This is a genomic window from Microbacterium sp. STF-2 (assembly GCF_034650155.1).
Lineage (GTDB): Bacteria > Actinomycetota > Actinomycetes > Actinomycetales > Microbacteriaceae > Microbacterium > Microbacterium maritypicum_A.
Window position 1 is genome coordinate 741896 of the sequence record NZ_JARKMW010000002.1, and the last position, 17837, is coordinate 759732.

Genomic DNA, 17837 nt, shown 5'->3' on the forward strand with positions numbered 1-17837 from the left:
TCGTCCTCACCGCGCCGAGGGCGCATCTCACTACTCAGGGTCATGCCCACTCCACCTGGAGGGACCGGTCGCCGAAGCGCACCGTGTCGCCGGTCTTCAGCTCGGCGGGGTGTCCGGCCGGGAGGACCGTCTCCGCACCGCCCCGGATGATCGCGCTGCCGTTGGTCGACGCCCGGTCGACGACGAAGACACCTCGTCGAGCCGGCATCACCGCGATGTGCGTCTTGGACACCGAGCGAGTGTCGTCGATCACCGGCACGAGCAGCGCCTCCCCCTCGCCGGCGGCCGCACTCGGAGACCGCCCTAAGAGCGTGGTGCCGCGCACCTCGATGCGCTCGCCCGTGTCGAGCACGAGGATCGCACGGACGCCCGCGGGTGCGGGAGCAGCGGGCGCAGCGGGCGCAGCGGGCGCAGCAGACGCAGGTACAGGTGCAGGTGATGCCGGGGCGGGCGGTTCCGCCGCGGGCGGGGCGGGCGCGGCGGGCGGGGCGGGCGCCGCGACCGGTGCCGGAGCGGGGACCGGAGCCGGAGTGGGAGCCGGGGCGGGAGCCGGGGCGAACGTCGCCGGAGCCGGTGCGCCCGTCGCGAGCGACGGCGGCGCCGCCGACACCCTGGAGCCGGCTCCAGATGGCTCTGCCTGCTCCGTCGCAGCCGCCGCGGCCGAGCGGTGCGCACCGATGACGCCTCCGGAAAGGCGCGCACTCGGGACGTACTCGGCCGGCGCGTCGCGATGCACCGGCGTCGCCAGTGACGGCAGCGGAGCCTTCTCCTCGTGTTCGGGCGTCTTCACGCGCTTGCGCGCGATGCGCATGCGTTTCGCATCGTAGGGATTCAACCCGCCGCGCACGTCGACGAACCAGGTCGCGGCAGCGAGATCGAGCCAGCCGCGTCCTCGCCTCTCGATGTCGAACAGCGGGGAGAGCATGATCACCAGCACCGGACCGATGACCGGGACGATGAGCGAGGCGTAGGCGACGAGGAAGCGGACCACGGCTCCGCGCCAGAAACCGGGGCGCTCGAGGGTTCGGACGTTCACCGAGCGGATGCCGCAGATCGCCTTGCCGAGCGTCACTCCCTTGCGTCCGTGCAGGACGAGCTGGACGACGATATAGGCGATCATCAAGCCCTGCGATACGGCTGCCGCGACGATGAGCCACACCAGGTCACCGCGGGCGAAGAACTTCTCGGCGTCGAACTGCCCTGCCACGACCTGCGCCAGAACCGGGGTGAGCGCGATGATCGCCGGGAGCGCGATGAGCACGGCCACCGCCCACTCGATCAGCGCGGCGAGCACGCGCGGCCCTCGCCCTGCTGTGCGGAGACCGAGGGCCTCCGCGTACGCGGGATCCGGGCGTCCGTGCGCGTCGAGCCCTTCGACCTCGGGAGCGTGGTCGTCGATCTCCCAGATCACTCCTGCTCTCCCTCGACCTCGTCGACGGCGTGCGCGGTGTCGAGCAACGGCAGGTCGCTCTTGCCGACCAGTCGCGACGCGATCACGTGCTCCACCAGGCGCGCACGTCTGTTGGTCGCGAAGCTGCGTTGTCCGCCGCGCATTCCGGGCACACCGATCCGGTCGAACTTGTCGCACACGTTGTCGAGCTTGCGGTTGAAGCGGGTGACGGTCCAGCCGAGGCGCTCCGCGGCCTTCGCCGACGTCGGGATCTCGCTCATACCCGTACCGTCCCTGCGCAACTGCGGCTCCGCCAGCGCGAGGATGAGGAGCTTCTGGCTGAGGGTCAACGGGACGTCGCCGATCGTGGAGGCACCCCCGTCGTCGTGCTCGCGCCTGGTCGCACGGAACGTCGGCTCCGCCGCATGCAAGGTGAGTTCGTAGGTCGTCGGTCCCGCGCTGAACACGATGGTCGTGGTCTCGAAGACCAGCGGAAGGCGGGCACCGGGAGCGAGCCAGGCCTGCACGCCACCGGCCGAATCGGTCACGGTCGCCGTGAGTCGCGTGCCGACGTTCGACAGCCACCACAACCCGTCGGCGTCGGTGATCTCCAGGAAGTGCCGGTGCAGGAACAGGTTGTCGTCGAGCTCGAGATCTCCCTCGCGCCCGACGATGAACCGCCCGCCCCGACGGACCGGGAAGTACTCCCCCGCGAACTCGACGGTCACGCCGCCTTCACCACTCACTCCACGCACCCCCGCACGGTCTCGGACGCGCGCCCGTCGTCGCGTCGCAGCATCACATCGATGCAGACGGTCCCCGCCGCGGCGGGCACCGTGGCGGTCGGATCCGGCGTCTGCTGGGGATCGACCTCGCCCGAGACCGCCACCGGGGTCCAGATGTACGAATCGCCGTCGAGCGGGCTCGGGTTCGTCCAGGTGAAGACCACCTGTTCGCCCTGTCGCGTCCCGGCGAGCTCCGTCACCTTCGGCACCACATCCGTTCCGACGTCCTTCGGATCGACGGCTTCCGCGGTCTCCTGCGGTTCGGGCGCGATACCCGCGACCAGGAGGTTGAGTCCGACGATGCCGCCGATCACGAGCACGACTCCCGCGGCGGCGAGGGTGATCCACAGCCCCTTCCGACTGCGGGGCGGCTCGGGTGCGACCGGGGCCTCGACGGGCGCTCCGGGAACCATCGTCGGCGGCACGGCGGCGTCCGGGGCCACGACCATCGGCGCACGGGCGATGGTCCGGTCGTCGGCGCCCGGCACGGTCGGAGGTGCAGGAACGGGAGACGGCGTACGCAGCTGCGTCTGCTCGACCGCCGCTTCCTGGGCGGCCGGGGCGTCGAAGCGCGGCACCCCCTGCAGCGCGGCCGGAGGCTCCTTCCGCTGCGTCGTCGCCGACGGACGGGTGAACGAGGCCATGTCGGGATCGATACTGACGATCTCCCGCACCCGGGTGAGACCGTCGCCGTCGTCGTCGAGGTCTTCCACCGGCGGGTGATCGTCGACGATGTCGATCGGGGTCACCGAGTGGGAGAGCTCGATCTGCACCTTCTGCAGCGCTCGCGCGAACGCCACGGCGCTCGGGAAGCGATCGTCGGGATTCTTCGCCATCGAGCGCTCGAGGAGTCGTTGCAGGCTCTCCGGGGAGTCCGGCCGCTTCAGAGACGGCAGGGCGGCGCGCTCGATGCGCTCGATGAGGTCGGCACTGGAGTTCCGTTCCCCGGGGCGCTCGAACGGTGATCGTCCGGCGAGCAGGGTGTACAGCGTCGCCCCCAGCGCCCACACGTCCGTGCGCGGCCCACTCTGGGGCGGCTCGGCGAACGACTCCGGTGGCGACCACGGGATCGACATGCCCGACGCCTCCCCCGTCGCGCCCGTCGTCGACGCGATGCCGAAATCGGTGAGCGCCGGCCGGTTGTACTCGGTGACGAGGATGTTGGCGGGCTTGATGTCGCGGTGCAGCACGCCTGCGCGGTGCGCCGTCTCGACAGCGCCGGCCACCTGCACGCCGACCCGGAGAGCCTCGGCGACGGAGAACGGGTCCTTCCGTGCGCGCAGCTGGAGGTTCGGCCGCGGGCAGTACTCCATCACCAGATAGGGGCGCCCGTCGCCCGCGACCCCGGCCTGGTAGATCGTGACGATCGCGGGGTGCGTCGAGAGCATGGCCATGACGTTCGCCTCATCGGCGAACTCCTGCGCGGCGCCGCTCGAGATGCGATCGGCGAGCAGGACCTTCACCGCGACGCGGCGGCGAGGCATCTCCTGCTCGTAGAGGAACACGTCGGCGAAGCCACCGGTGCCCAACGGCTCCACATAGGTGAAGCCGGGAAGATCCGGCGGCGGCGACGGGCGACGCGTCACGGGAGATCCTCGAAGGCGACGGTCACGCCGTCGCCGAGGTCGACGACATCGCCGGAGAGCACCAGCGTCTGCTCCCCGGGGTGCAACCGCACGGGGTCGGCGCCCGGGCGCAGGAGCGTGGACCCGTTGGTGGTGTGCAGGTCGATGACCACCACGGTGTCGCCTTCCGGCCTGACCTCGAGATGGCTGCGTGAGATGTCCTGCTGGGGGCTCTCGACGGCGATCAGGTGCGGGAGGTTCGCCCCGCTGGCACGTGTCGACCGTGGCCGGCGCCCGATGATCACGGTGCGGTCGAGGGCGGCCACCTGACCGGTGGAGAGCCGGATGCGGCCGACCGAGGCCACGGCCGGCGTCGGCGCCACATCGAGCACCTCCGTCGGCGCGTCGTTCGCGACCGGCGGCTGCTGGCGGAGAGCACGGAGGTCCGCTGCCGAGACGGTGGCGCCGTCGTGGTCGCCCTCGACGGGGACCGGCACCACCGGTGCCGCCCCGCCGACCGAGTGCACGGTGGCACCCCACAGCTGGTCGAAGTCGTCGTCGACCGGTGGCGCGAGCGTCACCTCCGTGGGCGGCAGGAAGGCGTCTTCGATGAGGGGAAGCGGCTCCTCGGCCTCGGGCTCCGGCACGACCGGCTCCGGCACGACCGGCTCGAGTGCGGGCTCCGGCTCGGGTGCGGGCTCCGGCTCGGGTGCGGGCTCGGGCTCCGCTTCGGGCTCCGGCACGACCGGCTCGGCGGCGACGGCCTCGGGCAGAGCCGGTTCCGAGAGCACGGCGCCGACCACGGGCGACGGCCCGAGCACGGAGGTGAGCGGATCGGCGTCGCTCGGCTCGAGCTCGGCGCTCACGGCCGCGGCACGCACGATGCCGCTCTGCACGGGCAGGCCGTCGGCGTCGGTCGGGGCCTCGACGGTGATCTCGATCTTCGACGCACCGCCGAGGAATCGCTCGTTCCAGGTCGTGACCTCAGCGCCGGACAGCTCGAACGAGTCGGTCGGGGTCGCGACCTGGGCGGAGACCGCGCCTCGCAGGGCGATGCGCACATCGGCACCTTCGGCGACGGCGGCGACGAAGGACGGCAGCGACGTGAACGAGCCTCCCGCGTGTGCGGTGAGCACATCGACGACCGTCGCGAGCGTCTTCTCCTCCGGCATCCGCTCCCACAGCCGCGCGACGACATCGCCCGGGACGTCGGGGGGCAGCGCGACGAGCGCTCCCGGGATGACGATCAGGTACCACTGTCCCGGTCGGTAGATGGTCTGCATCAGCGAACCCCTCCTGCTGCGGCTTCTCGTGGACGTGTGTCCTGGTCGATGTCCGTGTCGGTGGCCATCAGCGTGCCCGGCCGTGAGGCGACGGAGACGGCATCGACGACGAGGACGGTGATGTTGTCCCTGCCCCCGGCGCTGACGGCCTCGTCGACGAGCACATCAGCGGCCCGCTGCGGATCCGACTCGGCGTTCAGAACCTCGCGGATGCGCGCGTCCGGCACCTCGGAGGTGAGTCCGTCGGAGCACACCAGGATGCGGTCGCCCAGTTCTGCGGGGAACATCCAGTAGTCGGCGTCTCCCGTGCTGCTCGCGCCGATGGCCCGGGTGATGATGTTGCGGCGTCGATCGGAGACGGCGTCCTCGGTCGTGAGCTCGCCCGACTCGATCAGCTCCTGCACCACGGAGTGGTCGACGCTGATCTGCTCGAGCTCGCCGTCGGCGAAGCGGTAGGTGCGCGAGTCTCCGATGTTGAGCGCGAGCCAATACCCCATGCCGTCGACGGACGCGATCACCACTCCGCTGAGAGTGGTCCCCGCGCGGCCGTTGCCGGAGGTGGACAGCTCCTCCACGCTCTCTCTCGAGAGCGACAGCGCGTGGCGGACATCGTCGAGCACGAGCGCCGAACGTCCGATGTACCGCGCGAACTCGGCGATCACGGCGGCGCTCGCGCGCTCTCCGGCCTCGTGGCCACCCATTCCGTCGGCGACCAGGAAGATCGGAGCGGCCGCCAGATGTGCGTCCTCGTTCAGCGCACGCCGAAGCCCCGGATGCGTCGCGGATCCGGTCGAGACGATGAGTCCCGGCCTCACGCGTAGCCGCCGATCGTGACGATGCGGTCGCCGATCTCGATGGCGTCGCCCAGACGCACGGGCACGCGTTGCCCCGCGGGGCAGGCGATCCGCTGTCCTGCGCGCACGATGGTCATGCCGTTCGTGGAATGGCGATCCATCACCCACCCGCCCGACGTCTCCGCTGCGGCCTCGAAGTGCGTCTTCGAGAGGGAGAGCGTCTCGTCGCGCACGGGGACGAGCGTGGCTCCCTCTTCCGGGGCAGGGTTGCGCCCGAACACCGTGCGTCGTGAGACGGATACTCGCGTGCCGTCATCCCAGGTGAAGACGAGGCGATGCCCCGGAACACTGATCCTGGTGTCCTCGAGATCGTCCTCCTCGACGACCGCCGAGGAGGGAGCCGCCGGAGCAGCCGAGGCGTCCGGGACAGGCGCGGCTGCCGGCACCGGGGGCACTGGCGGCGCAGGCGGTGCGACGGGAGCCACCGGGTGCTGCTGGATGGTCGCGTCGATCTCGGGTTCGGGCTCCACCGCCGGCGCGGACCGCACGGGGGCGTCCTGCGTGATGCCGGGAACGAAGGCGATGAGCGATCCCGCCTCGGCGACGGGCGCCGCGGGGGCGGCCGGTCGCGGAGGGATGGAGGCCGGTGCCGGAGAGGCGGGCGCAGCCGGGGCTGCTGCCGGCGGCTGCGGGAGACCGGGGATCGCTGGCGCCTGCGCCGTCGGAGCCGCAGCCGGCCCGACCGCGGCAGCCCGCACCGTCGGAGCCGAAGCGGGCGCCGCGGCGTCCGCCCCGACGGGCGCCGGTACCCGCGCGTCCAGCATCAGGGATCCGGCGACCTTGTCGTGCCACCCCTGGAACCGTCCGGAGCCGTCGAAGAGCGGGGTGAAGTACCCCACGACGACGGAGGCGGCGAGGCCGAAGATGACGTTGCGCAGCAGCGTGCGTCCGAAGCCGAGCGGACTCCCGTCCGCGGCCGAGGCGAGCTTCAGACTCTGAGCGCGCATGCCGATCGAGCCGGCCCCCGCCTGCATCACCGTGTAGACGAAGAACCAGCCGAGCAGCACCAGGCTCACCACGGGGCCGCCGATCAGCAGGACTCCGAGGCCGGCCTCGACGCTGCCGGCGAGCGACACGGCGACGAGGAGTCCGCCGCCGAGCACGATCGCGAGGCCCCCGGCGATCAAGGCGTCGATGAGATAGGCGACGGCGCGACGGGAGACCGGCGCGATCTGGTCGGGCGCGGGCTGCGTCATGAGGTCTCGCTCTCGGGGGACGGGGGCGTCGTGCTGTTCTTGATGGTGCCAGGTTCGCGGCGGACGCGCACGGCCGCCGCGTCCTTCAGGTTCTGGAATCCGTTCGAGATGGCGGTGCCGCCGATCAGGGAGCGGACGCTCAGTCGCGCCTGGAGGCGCTTCCAGAAGCCGGCCTCCTTGCCCAGTCCGCCGACGATGTCGTCGACCTCGTGCCAGAAGGACTCGACATCCTCCGGGCTCGGCTCGGCGGGGCCGAACACGTCGGCGTCGGCCCGCTCGGCGAGGGCGGTGACCTGCGGGACCGTGAGCGACGACGCCACGACCGCCGCCTCTTCGATCCGCGTGCCTCCGGGAGGGATGCGGGCGCCGTAGTCGACAGCACGGTCGGTGAGCTCGTCCCAGCCGCCGCTGATGCGGTCGGCGGTGCGCGCGGCCGCGCGGCGGGAACGACGCTTCGCCGCCTTCCACGCGCCGATCACGATGAAGGGCGATGCCAGAAGTGCGATCACTCCGAGGGAGATGCCGCCGATCACGAGGATCGCCCCGATGATGCCCGCGAGGTTCAGACTCTCGTCCTCGGCCTCGCGGTCGTCGGGCAGGGTGGGTGGCAGGTCGACGGGTTCCTGCGGCGGAGGGGGCGGCTGCAGCACCTGCGGCTTCGGGTCGACGCGCGGCTTGGTGTTCTGGTCGTTCGGCACCTGGTCTTCGGGCGGGGTGGGGTTGAACGCCATCCACCCGAGTCCCTCGAAGTTGACCTCGACCCAGGCGTGCACGTTGTCGCCGGTGGCGGCGAACGTGGCTTCGCCTGCCTTGTCCTCGTCGGGGTAATAGCCCATGACCACCCGGGCGGGGATGTCGACCTGCCCGGCGAGCAGCGCCATGGCGACGGCGTACTGCTCGTCGTCACCGATCATCTGCTCCCCGCCGACGAGCGTCGAGATGCGCTCGGCGGTGTGGCCGGCGCGGGAGATGACCTCTCCCTCGAGCCCGTGGCTGAAGAAGCCCTCCTTGGAGAGGAAGTTCTCGAGGGCCCGCACCCGCTCGATCGGCGTCTCGGCACCGGCGATGGTCTCGGCGGCGAGGGCTGTGAGCTCTTCCGGCACGTTGCTCGGCTTCGGCATCGACACCTTGCCGAACGGCACCTCGGCGAGCTGCTCGTCGTCGGGTACGTTCGGCATCACGGCATCCACCGTGTACTCGTCACCCTTCGTCAGCTTCGTGGTGGAGACGGCGGTACCCGTCTCGGTGTTCACGTAGGTGCCGCGGCGCAGCTGCTCGGCATCGTCGCCGGAGAACCTGATCTCGGACAGCTCGCCCGCGGTGGGCATCCATACTCCGCGATACGCACCGATCTCGACGTTGAGCGTCACCGGGACACCCTCGGCATCCGGCGACATGTTCGATCGCAGGGGGCTGAAGGCGCTCGACGAGGTGGGCCCGCCGTCGGTGACGTTGTAGACCATCCCGTCGAACTGGTCCATGACCGCGGTGCGCACGCGCGCGCCCTTGGGCAGGCCCTGCACCGTGAAGAGCGTCTGGTCCGCCTCGTCGCGCACGTTCTTCCGGAACGCCTGCAGGGGGCTCGGGTAGTCCCGGATGTCGAACGGCGGGATGATCACGTCGCGGAACACGTGTCGTGGCTGCGCCGGGTTCGCGACGGCGCTCGTTGCCACCCCCGCGCCGCCGGCGATCGCCAGCACGGCCACCCCGGCGAGCAGACGCCGGGTGCGCATGTGCGCGGCGCGGGAGGGATCGACCTCGCTGACGGAGATCGCCGTGTTCTGCGGTGCCCACAACTGGCGAAGGGCGAGCCACGACATGCTCACGACCGCGAACACGAGTCCCTGCACGAGCGGGAACGCGGGTTCGGGCGTGCCGAGCGCGATCACCAGCATGAGCAGCACGCCGGCGGGGATCAGGGCCCACGCCACCTGCGACAGCCGGAGCGCGAGGGAGGCGGTCACGGTGGTGACGACCAGCGCCAGCAGGAACGGGACGACGAGGTGTCCGTCGGCCGCCGCGACGGGGGCGACCGTGGTGAGCATCTGCTTCCACGCGGTGACCGTCCCGAGCGCGAGCTTCTGCAGCGTCTCGATGGTCGGGATGAAGCCGAGGATCGACGTCTGCGGCAGAGCGAAAGCTCCGCCGAACACGAAGTACGCGGCGATCGTGAGACCCGCGATGATCAGGATGCCCCAATGACGCCAGGTCGTGATGACCGCGATCGCCAGGCCGATCAGGATTCCACCGATGGCGGCGGGCAGGAACGACGGACCGGCGAACGTCGGCCAGAAGCCCACGAGGGCCGTGAGGACCAGGAGCGCCGTCGCTCCCAGGTCGAGGATCCAACGGCGGAGGGGGAGGTCGCCGAACGCGGCGGAGGACCCGGTCATGCGAGCACCTTCTGCAGAGCGAGCGGGACCTGTTCGAGCGCACCCACCGTGACGACGTCGGCATCGCCGATGCGGCGCAGCGCCGGGGCGGAGGCCGTGGTGTCGGCGACCACGACGAGGACACGGGCACCGAACGGCAGACGCGCGCACGCGAGGCGGAGATCGTCGGACTTCACCCGAGCGCCGCAGACCAGGACCACCACGCTCGCCAACGGCATGGTGGCGGACACGACGCCCGCGAGCTCGGCGATGCCGCCCTCCTTCGGCTTGCTGTTCTCCACGGCCGAGAGCGAGTCGAGCAGCTGCTTGCCGGTGCCCGCGGGAAGCTCCCGGCCCTGCACGCGCATGTCGACGCGCTGAGAGTCGCGCAGAGCGCGCAGGCCGATCGACCCCGCAGCCGAGACCCCGAGCTCGAAGTCGTCTTCGGTGGCGTAGTCGGCGAGCGAGCGCGAGAGCCCGATCACGAAGTGCGAGCGTCGGGTCTCCTCGTACTGCCGGACCATCATGGTGCCGGTGCGGGCCGTCGACCGCCAGTGCACGTGACGCAGGTCGTCGCCCGGCTGGTACTCCAGGAGGGCGTGGAACGAGACATCGTCGCGAGACAGATCCGCTGCGGGAAGCCCTTCGAGGTCGCGCAGGTAGCCGAGCGACTGACCGTCGAACAGCACGGTGCGCGGGTGCACGAAGAGGTCGACAGGGTCGTCACGACGGTGAGCCCGCTCGAACAGGCCGAGCGGGTCGCCGCGGACGACACTCACCGGCCCCACTTTGACCACGCCGCGCTTCTGGGTGGGGATCGCGAAGAGTTCCTCCGCCTCCTCCCCCGGCGCGAGTCGCTGGATGCCGAACTCGCCGCGTCCGGAACCGACGGGGAGCACCACACGAGACGGGAGGATGGCCCTGGTGCCGCGGTTGGCGAGGGTCAGGGCACCGACCGCGCGCTCTCCCACGACCACACGGGTGCGGGCGAGGTCGAGCGCGACGTCGTAGGCGGTGCGGCCGATGAGGAACAGCGCGCACAGGACCACGGCGATCGCGATGACGACAGCGGCGATGGTGAACTCCGCCCATCCGGCGGTCTGGCCGAGCACCCAGAAGCCGACGGCGAGGGCCATCAGCACCCAGGCGAGCGGGCGGATGGCGGAGGTGATCTTGCGGAGGCGCGTCAGGGCGCGCGCACCGAGGACGGCCGCGATGTCACGCCAACCGGCGTCGCGCTCCATCTGCGGCGTCGACGCCGGAAGGGCCTCCGCGGTCATCAGGCCGCCACTCGGGCCTGAGGCGCTGCCACCGCGTCGAGAACACGGGCGATCACGGTGTCGCTGCTGGTGCCGGCGAACTCGGCCTCGGCGTCGAGAAGCAGGCGGTGCTGCCAGACCGGGCGGGCGAGGGCCTTGATGTCGTCGGGAAGCACGAAGTGGCGCCCCTGGGCCGCTGCCCACACCTTGGCCATGCGCACCATCGCGATCGCCCCGCGCACCGAGACGCCGAGGCGGATGGCGCCGTCCTCGCGCGTGGCCTCGGCGAGCTCGGCCACGTAGCGGAGCACGGCGGGCTCGACGTGCACGGTCGCGGCGAGGTCGGCCATATCGGCCACCGCGCTCGTGGTGATGACCGCGGACAGGCCGGCCGAGGGGTTGCGGTCAGAGGCACCGGCGAGGATGCTCTCGGTCACGGCGAGGTCGGGGTAGCCGATCGACGTCTTGATCAGGAAGCGGTCGAGCTGCGCCTCGGGCAGCTTGTAGGTGCCCGCCTGCTCGATGGGGTTCTGCGTCGCGATCACGAGGAACGGGCGACCGGCCTCGTGCGTGACGCCGTCGACTGTGACGCGCGACTCCTCCATGACCTCGAGCAGCGCCGACTGGGTCTTGGGCGATGCGCGGTTGATCTCGTCGGCGAGCACGATCGACGCGAAGATCGGGCCCTTGTGGAACTCGAAGCGGTGCGACTGCTGGTCGTAGATCGTCACGCCGGTGACATCGGACGGCAGCAGGTCGGGCGTGAACTGGATGCGCGCGCTGGTGCCCTGCACGGTCGCGGCCAGCGCCTTGGCGAGGCTGGTCTTGCCCGTTCCCGGTGCATCCTCGAGGAGCACGTGGCCCTCGGCGAGCATCGAGGCCAGCACGAGGCCGACGATCTCCTGCTTGCCCTGCACGGCCTTGTCGATGTTCTCGACGAGGCGCTGGAAGGTGCCCTGGAACCAGGCGGCCTGCTCGGGGGTCATTGTCATGAGGGTGTCGTTCCTTGTTCTCGTGGAGAGGTGTCGCGCGGCATCACTGCCAGACCTTGTGTTCGTATTCCTTGCCGTCCATCACGACCCAGGCCTCGATCGTCCCGCGGCGCATGCCGAGGTAGCAGCCGAGCTGCTGATCGATGTTGCCGTTGCCGTCGGTCGTGACGGTCCGTCCGCCGAATGTGCCGCCGTAGGGAGGCGGCGCGTTGCTGGCGCACTGCACCCACATGCTGGAGTTCGCCGGGAAGCCGCGGCCGGTGAGGTAGAAGTATGCGCACGTGCCGTCGTTGCAGTTGGGCTGTCCGTTCGCGTTTCCGGTCGAGGTGACCCAGGCGCGCGGGTCGGGCTTCGGTCCGGACGTCTGCTCCGCGGATCGGGTGATCTGCTGGCCTGCCTGGTCGGTGACCTCGACGTCGATCGTGTGTCGCTGGCTGTACCCGTCGCCGACCGTACGGCTGCCGCTGGCGCCGACGTTCTGCCAGCCGCCGCCGTCGATGCGGATGCGGACGGTCTTGATGGAGCGGCCGTTCGCGGCGGGCCCCGCGTCCCAGTTGAAGGTGACGCTGGTGGGGTTCTGCGAAGCGCTGACCGCCGGCTGCTTCAGCGGACCGTACGGGTTGCCGACGATCTGTCCGGAGGGATCGCTCGCGTACGTCGACCCGTCGACCGTCGCGACCGCGCGCACCCGCACGTTGTAGTTGGTTCCGTTGGCGAGTCCGGTGACCACGTTGTTGCCCGGCATCGCCGCCCAGCTGCTACCGCCGTTGATCGAGTACTGGTACTGCACCTCGGTCGTCTTCGCGCCGTTGAGGGCGCTCCGCGACCAGGTGAGAGTGAGCGAGCGATCGCCCGGTGTGACGGCCGAGAGAACAGGAGCGTCGGGCTTGTTCACACCGCGGCGCGGTGCCGACATGGGGCTCCAGTCGCCCCAGCCCGCCTTGTTCTGGGCACGGATGCGGTAGGTGTACGGCACCTCTGATGTCGGGACCGAGACCGCTTGCGACCGTATGGACGCCCCCGGGGTGAGTGTGTTGCGGAGCGTTCCGCCCTCCCATACCTGCAGTTCGAAGGAGTCGATCGGATCACCGTTGGGATTCCCCGGCACCCAGCTCACCTGCATCTGCGCCTGGCTGCCCACGGCCTGCAGCTGCGCGACGGTGGGGGCGGCCGCGGGCATCGGCGGACCTGCCGGTACCTCCGACGCCGACCAGCCGCTCCAGCTCGACGGCTCGGGCGCGCGGTTGTGAGCCTGCACGCGCACCTGGTAGATGCCGCCGTTCTCGAGCCCCTCCCAGGTCATCGAGTTCCCGGTGGCCTGCTTCTGCGAGACCCCGGACGGCGGAGCCGGGGAGATCTCCAGCGTGTAGCTCTCGACCGGAGATCCGGGAGTTGTCGGGGTGGCCCAGGAGACCTTGAGCGACTTGTCGCCGAAGGCGAGGGTCGGCGGGTTCGGGGTGTCGGGTCGAGCGTCCGGACGGGCGACCGCCGACGAGCCTGACGGCTTCGACTCGCCGACGCGGTTCGTCGCGGTCACCTGGAAGGTGTATTCGACGTTGTTGGTCAAGCCGTCCAGCGTGCAGGTGGTGGAGCGGCACTCCTTCGAGTACGGGTTGCCGCTGACGGACTTCACCGTGTACTTCGTGATCTCGGCGCCGTTGTTCGCCGGCGCCCCGTAGGAGACGACGACGGTACGGTCCTGCACGCTCGAGACGAGAGGGGTTCCCGGCGCGTCCGGAACACCCTGCACCGTGACGATGATCTGCCCGTTGGCTTCGCGCTCGGCATCCTTCGTCGCGTCCTGGATGCGATAGCGCACGACCATGGTCCCGACGAAGCTGGGGTCGGGCGTGACGACCACCTGATCGCCCTTGACGGCCGCGCCGCCGGAGCCCGACTCCGTGGCGGCCGTCATCAGCTTGAGCGGCGTCTCCGGGAACGGGTTGTAGTCGTTCGCGAGCACGGGCACCGTGATGCTCTTGCCCTGATCCGCTTCCGAGATCGTGTCGGTGTTGGCCGCGGGCAGTGGGCGGGTCGACGCGCCGACGCGCACGGTCACGGTGCCTTCGACCGCCTCGGTCGTTCCGTCGGTGATCTCGAGCTTGAGCGAGGCGACCGTGCCCTTCTCGACATCCGACGACGCTTCCACGAGCAGCTTCGAGCCATCGATCTTGGCGGTGATGCCCTTGCCGGCGCCGCTGACGTACTTGTACCTGTGCGTGCCCTCGTCCTCCGGATCAGGGTCGGTCGTGAGCGCAGCGAGGTCGAGCGTCGACGCCTTCTCCCCCGGGGCGACGATGACCTCTGCCCCCGTGAACACGGGCTGCTGGTTCTCCGGCGGCAGCACGTTGATCGGGATGCTCAGCGTCGCCGTGCGGCCCTCGGGGTCGTCGGGGCCCGTGCCGTCGGTGACCTCGAAGGTGAGCGAGTCCTGTCCGAAGTACCCGTCGGCCGAGGTGTAGACCAGCGTCGTCTCGTCCTTCACGAGGTCGTCGCCGTTCGCATACACGGCGGTGACCTTGGCGTGTTCGGTGATCCGAGCCGTACCGCCGCCGGCGACGGTGACGAATTTCGAGAGCGGGATCTCCTTGGTCTCGCCGCTCATGACCTCGAGCGGCTTCGTCGAGTCGAGGATCGGCCGGAGGTCCGCTTCGGCGGGAACGAAGATGAAGGCCGATGCGGCCAGTTCGTCCTGGTCGGTGATCGTGTAGCGGATGAGCTGCAGGTTCTCCGTCACGGTGACCCGCACCTTGCCGTTCTCGAGCTGCGTGGCGCCTTCACCGAGCGCGAGCTTGAGGCGGTCGGTCGTGCCGTCCGGGTCCTCGTCGTTCTTGAGGATGTCGAGGTCGGCACTCATCGTGCCGTCGGTGAGGTCGGTCGGGCGCACGCGGTCGTCTCGCGCGACGGGCGCCTGCAACGGCACGTCCTCGTCGACCGTGATCTGCAGGGCCGCGGTGGCTTCCGCGCCCCGCGCATCGCGGATCGTGTACTGCAGCGACGTCTCGAGCTCGCGGTTCGGCGCCTGCACCAGCACGCGGTCACCCGAGACGCGGGCCGTGATCCCCGTGTCGGTCGGAACCTCGAGACCGTCCTTGACGAGACTGATCTTGTCGCCCTCGGGGTCGGAGTCGTTGAGCATCACCGGTACCGAGATCTCACGGCCGGGTCGCACGACCACGGCATCCTTCACCGCGAAGGGCCTCTGGTTGACCTGCTCGCCCGGAGCGATGCCCACGCGGATCGTGGCGATGCCCTCCTTGCCGAGGCGGTCGCGCACTCGATAGCGGAACACATCGACACCGGAGGAGTCGTCGAACGCCTCGTAGGTGAAGTAGTTCTGCGCGGTCTCGGTGATGCGGCCCTTCGTGGGGCTGGAGGCGATGTCGATCAGCTCGACCGAGTCGCCGTCGGCGTCGATGCCGTCCAGAGGCACGGCGATGTTCGCGGTGGATCCGGCGAGCACGCGCGCAACGAGATCCTGAGGGCGTGGAGCGGCGTTGGTGTCCGCGTCGACGGGGAGGATCTGAATCGTGACGTAGCCGGCGTCCTTCTGCTGGCGGGAGTCGACGGCCTCATACGTCAGATAGACCGTCTTCGCGACGGGTCCGGCCTTGAAGCGGATCGTGTCCTGCGAGACGAACGCCTCGCCGTCTTCCGGGTCGACGAGGGGCTCGACCAGCTCGGGCACGACGTGCATGACGTCGTCGTTCGGATGCGTGTCGTTGTCGAGCACCGGGATGGTGACGACGTCGCCGGCACGCACGATCGCGGTGTCGTCGTTCACGACCGGCTGGAGGAGCTGGTCGGGCGCGGGGATCGGGATCACCACGACCTCGCCCTCGGCCGACTTGGAACCGTTCGAGATCCGGTACTTGATGCGGGCCTGATCGGTGAGCGATCCCTGGTCGGTGATACGGAGGGTCTCATGGTTGATGACCGACACCGAGACGCCGGAGTCGTCCTCGATCGAGACCGACTGCACGACGAGGATGCCGCCGGCGGGGTCGACATCGTTCGCGAGCACACCGATGAGCACGTCACCACCGGTCGGCAGCAGCGCCACGTCGCGCACGGCGACAGGGGGCAGATCCGTCTCGCTCGCCTCCAGCACGTCGACGCGCACGATCCCCTCGCCGTTCTCGGGACCGGCGGTCGCGAGATACAGCACGTAGTAGGTGCCGGGGGCATCGGCGGTGAATGTGAACGTCTTGTTGGGGCCGTCGGTCACGATGGTCGCGCCGGGGACCTCGTTCACGCGCCCGAGACGCAGCAGCTCTCGGCCCGAGCTGGTGTCGTTGGCGAGCGGCGCCACCGTGACCTGCTCGCCGACGCGGGTGACGACGTGGTCGGCGTTGGTCTTCGGCTTCGTCGAGCCCTCCGGCCGCACGTCGAGGATCACCGTGGCGGTGGCCGTCTCGCCGTATCCGTCGGCGACCGTGACCTGCACCTCCTTGTGCCCCTGCTGGCTCGCCGTGGCCTTGTAGGTGATCTGACCGTCGGTGTTGAAGTCGACCTCGTCTCCGGGAGCGGCGACCACGTCCTTGAGGTAGACGTCGTCGCCCTCCGGGTCGATCCAGTCCGGGAGGATGTTGTACGAGATCGTGCCGCCGGTCTCGACCGTCAAGGTCGTCCTGCGCTTGGGGACAGGGGCGGTGTTGACGCTCTTGTCGAAGACGGTCAGCGTGACGGCCGCCGTGTCCTTGCCACCGCGGCCGTCATCGGCCTCGTAGGTGAACGTCGTCGAGCCGGACGCGCCCTCCTCGACCGCGATCTGCAGTGATCCGCCGTTCTGCACCTGCTGGATCGTGCCGATCGCGGGCTGGGCCTCGGCGAGCGTGGCGACCAGGACGTCGCCGTCGGGGTCGTTGTCGTTGTCGAGCACCGGGAGCATGGTCGTGACACCGGGGCGCACGCCGAAGGTGTCGTCCTCGGCGATCGGAGGAGTGTTCTCCTCCTTGCGCTCCGGGAGCGTCGTCTCGACGGTCTCCTCGGTCGAGTCGTCCTCGTTCTCGGTCTCGCCTTCCGGCGGGGTGAGGTCGTTCCAGTTGTCGACGCGCTGCAGACTCTCGTTGGCCAGCCAGGCCGCGCCGCCCACGGCGTCGTTGAGGATGATGACGTCGCGGTTGACACGGAACACGAGGCTCTTCGCGTCTTCGGCGCCCTCGACCTGGGCGTTGACGTCGTTGGTCGTGCCCGGGCACTCGCGGATGAAGGTCGCCGTGCCGGCCCACGCGCCGTAGGTGCATCCGCGCAGCCAGACGGGAGCGGCCGCGGTGCCGTCGCCCCCCGCGTCGACCTCGGTCGGCTCGCTGCCGTCGAGGGGGACGCTGACGAGGGCGTTCGCAGTCGAGATCGCCACCGCGTCGGTGTTCTCGGACGACTGCTGCAGGACCGCCTTGTCGGCACCGCGGATCTCGGTGCGCATGCCACCGGGCGAGGTCACGACCCCGGCGGCGCGATCGAGCACGACCGGTGTGCGTCCAACGGCTGTGATGGTCGGCTTCGCGGCCGCATCGAGATCGCCGACCGAGGCTGCGGAGGCGTCGAGCGCCTCCCCCTCGTTGTCCACAGGGACGGTGACGACCTCGCCGCGCTCCGGCGCGAGTCCGAAGACGGTGCCGTCCTTGGCCACCGCGACGTCGGCACCGGCTCCCAGCTCCGCCACCGGCTCGTTGACCTCGGCTTCGAAGGAGGAGACACCCTGCGCCGGAACGACCCAGAGCTCGCCGGTCTTCTGGTCGAGGATCGCGGCCGTGCGGTTGCCCAGCGCGACCTTCGAGGAGGAGGGGACCTTCGCGGAGTCGTTGAGCGAGACGCGTGCCGGATCGACGGCGGTCAGGGTCGAGGCGTTCTCATCGACGACGAGGATGTTGCTCGTGTCCTGCAGGATGTCGTAGTTCTCACCCGTGGTGCGCAGGCCACCGTCGAGGACGGTCGACTCGTTGTTGAAGTGCCCGACGAGCAGGCTCGAGGTCTTGGTGATCCAGACGCCGCCGTCGTTCAGATCGACCTTGGTGGTCGGGAATCCCTCATAGGTGAAAGCCATCGTGGTGATGGCGATGACGCCGACGGTGACGCCGGCGGCCGACGCCAGCGTCTTCGGTCGTGCGCGCATCCATGACAACGCCTTCATTCCCGGTT

At 70.2% G+C, this 17837-nt stretch carries 10 protein-coding genes; all 10 read right to left on the minus strand.

Going from position 1 to position 17837, the window contains the following annotated elements:
• Nucleotides 1–40: 40 nt before the first annotated feature.
• From MicroSTF_RS17520 to MicroSTF_RS17565, 10 genes are read right to left on the minus strand one after another with little or no spacing between them, the layout of a single operon-like run.
• Nucleotides 41–1411 (minus strand): RDD family protein, encoded by a 1371-nt coding sequence (locus tag MicroSTF_RS17520; protein WP_322957422.1) that lies wholly within the window; start codon nucleotides 1409–1411, stop codon nucleotides 41–43.
• Entirely contained in the window at nucleotides 1408–2118 is a 711-nt protein-coding gene (locus MicroSTF_RS17525; RefSeq protein WP_322957424.1) for a hypothetical protein, read from the minus strand. Before MicroSTF_RS17525 ends, MicroSTF_RS17520 begins: the two co-directional genes overlap by 4 nt.
• Nucleotides 2119–2132: 14 nt before the next feature.
• Nucleotides 2133–3761 carry a serine/threonine-protein kinase gene (locus MicroSTF_RS17530; RefSeq protein WP_322957426.1) on the minus strand — a complete coding sequence of 543 codons (1629 nt, stop codon included), beginning with the start codon at nucleotides 3759–3761 and terminating at the stop codon, nucleotides 2133–2135.
• Complete coding sequence (locus MicroSTF_RS17535; RefSeq protein WP_322957428.1) at nucleotides 3758–5023, minus strand: FHA domain-containing protein; 1266 nt, start codon at nucleotides 5021–5023, stop codon at nucleotides 3758–3760. Before MicroSTF_RS17535 ends, MicroSTF_RS17530 begins: the two co-directional genes overlap by 4 nt.
• Nucleotides 5023–5838 (minus strand): PP2C family protein-serine/threonine phosphatase, encoded by an 816-nt coding sequence (locus tag MicroSTF_RS17540; protein ID WP_021198482.1) that lies wholly within the window; start codon nucleotides 5836–5838, stop codon nucleotides 5023–5025. The genes MicroSTF_RS17535 and MicroSTF_RS17540 overlap by 1 nt, the downstream gene beginning before the upstream one ends.
• Complete coding sequence (locus tag MicroSTF_RS17545) at nucleotides 5835–7073, minus strand: RDD family protein (RefSeq protein ID WP_322957431.1); 1239 nt, start codon at nucleotides 7071–7073, stop codon at nucleotides 5835–5837. The genes MicroSTF_RS17540 and MicroSTF_RS17545 overlap by 4 nt, the downstream gene beginning before the upstream one ends.
• Nucleotides 7070–9466, minus strand: coding sequence for a transglutaminaseTgpA domain-containing protein (locus tag MicroSTF_RS17550; protein WP_036271545.1), 2397 nt, complete (start codon nucleotides 9464–9466; stop codon nucleotides 7070–7072). The genes MicroSTF_RS17545 and MicroSTF_RS17550 overlap by 4 nt, the downstream gene beginning before the upstream one ends.
• Nucleotides 9463–10725, minus strand: a complete 1263-nt coding sequence (locus MicroSTF_RS17555; protein ID WP_029266522.1) for a DUF58 domain-containing protein — start codon at nucleotides 10723–10725, stop codon at nucleotides 9463–9465. Before MicroSTF_RS17555 ends, MicroSTF_RS17550 begins: the two co-directional genes overlap by 4 nt.
• Nucleotides 10725–11696 (minus strand): AAA family ATPase, encoded by a 972-nt coding sequence (locus MicroSTF_RS17560; protein ID WP_029258893.1) that lies wholly within the window; start codon nucleotides 11694–11696, stop codon nucleotides 10725–10727. Before MicroSTF_RS17560 ends, MicroSTF_RS17555 begins: the two co-directional genes overlap by 1 nt.
• Before the next feature lie 43 nt (nucleotides 11697–11739).
• A complete protein-coding gene (locus MicroSTF_RS17565; RefSeq protein ID WP_322957438.1) occupies nucleotides 11740–17811 on the minus strand; it encodes an Ig-like domain-containing protein in 6072 nt (2023 codons plus the stop codon).
• Nucleotides 17812–17837: the final 26 nt, after the last annotated feature.

Bases quoted from the DNA above. Each gene is read 5' to 3' on its own strand.
- MicroSTF_RS17535 (WP_322957428.1), bottom strand. From the start codon at position 5,023: ATGCAGACCATCTACCGACCGGGACAGTGGTACCTGATCGTCATCCCG.
- MicroSTF_RS17545 (WP_322957431.1), bottom strand. From the start codon at position 7,073: ATGACGCAGCCCGCGCCCGACCAGATCGCGCCGGTCTCCCGTCGCGCC.
- MicroSTF_RS17550 (WP_036271545.1), bottom strand. From the start codon at position 9,466: ATGACCGGGTCCTCCGCCGCGTTCGGCGACCTCCCCCTCCGCCGTTGG.
- MicroSTF_RS17555 (WP_029266522.1), bottom strand. From the start codon at position 10,725: ATGACCGCGGAGGCCCTTCCGGCGTCGACGCCGCAGATGGAGCGCGAC.
- MicroSTF_RS17560 (WP_029258893.1), bottom strand. From the start codon at position 11,696: ATGACAATGACCCCCGAGCAGGCCGCCTGGTTCCAGGGCACCTTCCAG.
- MicroSTF_RS17565 (WP_322957438.1), bottom strand. From the start codon at position 17,811: ATGCGCGCACGACCGAAGACGCTGGCGTCGGCCGCCGGCGTCACCGTC.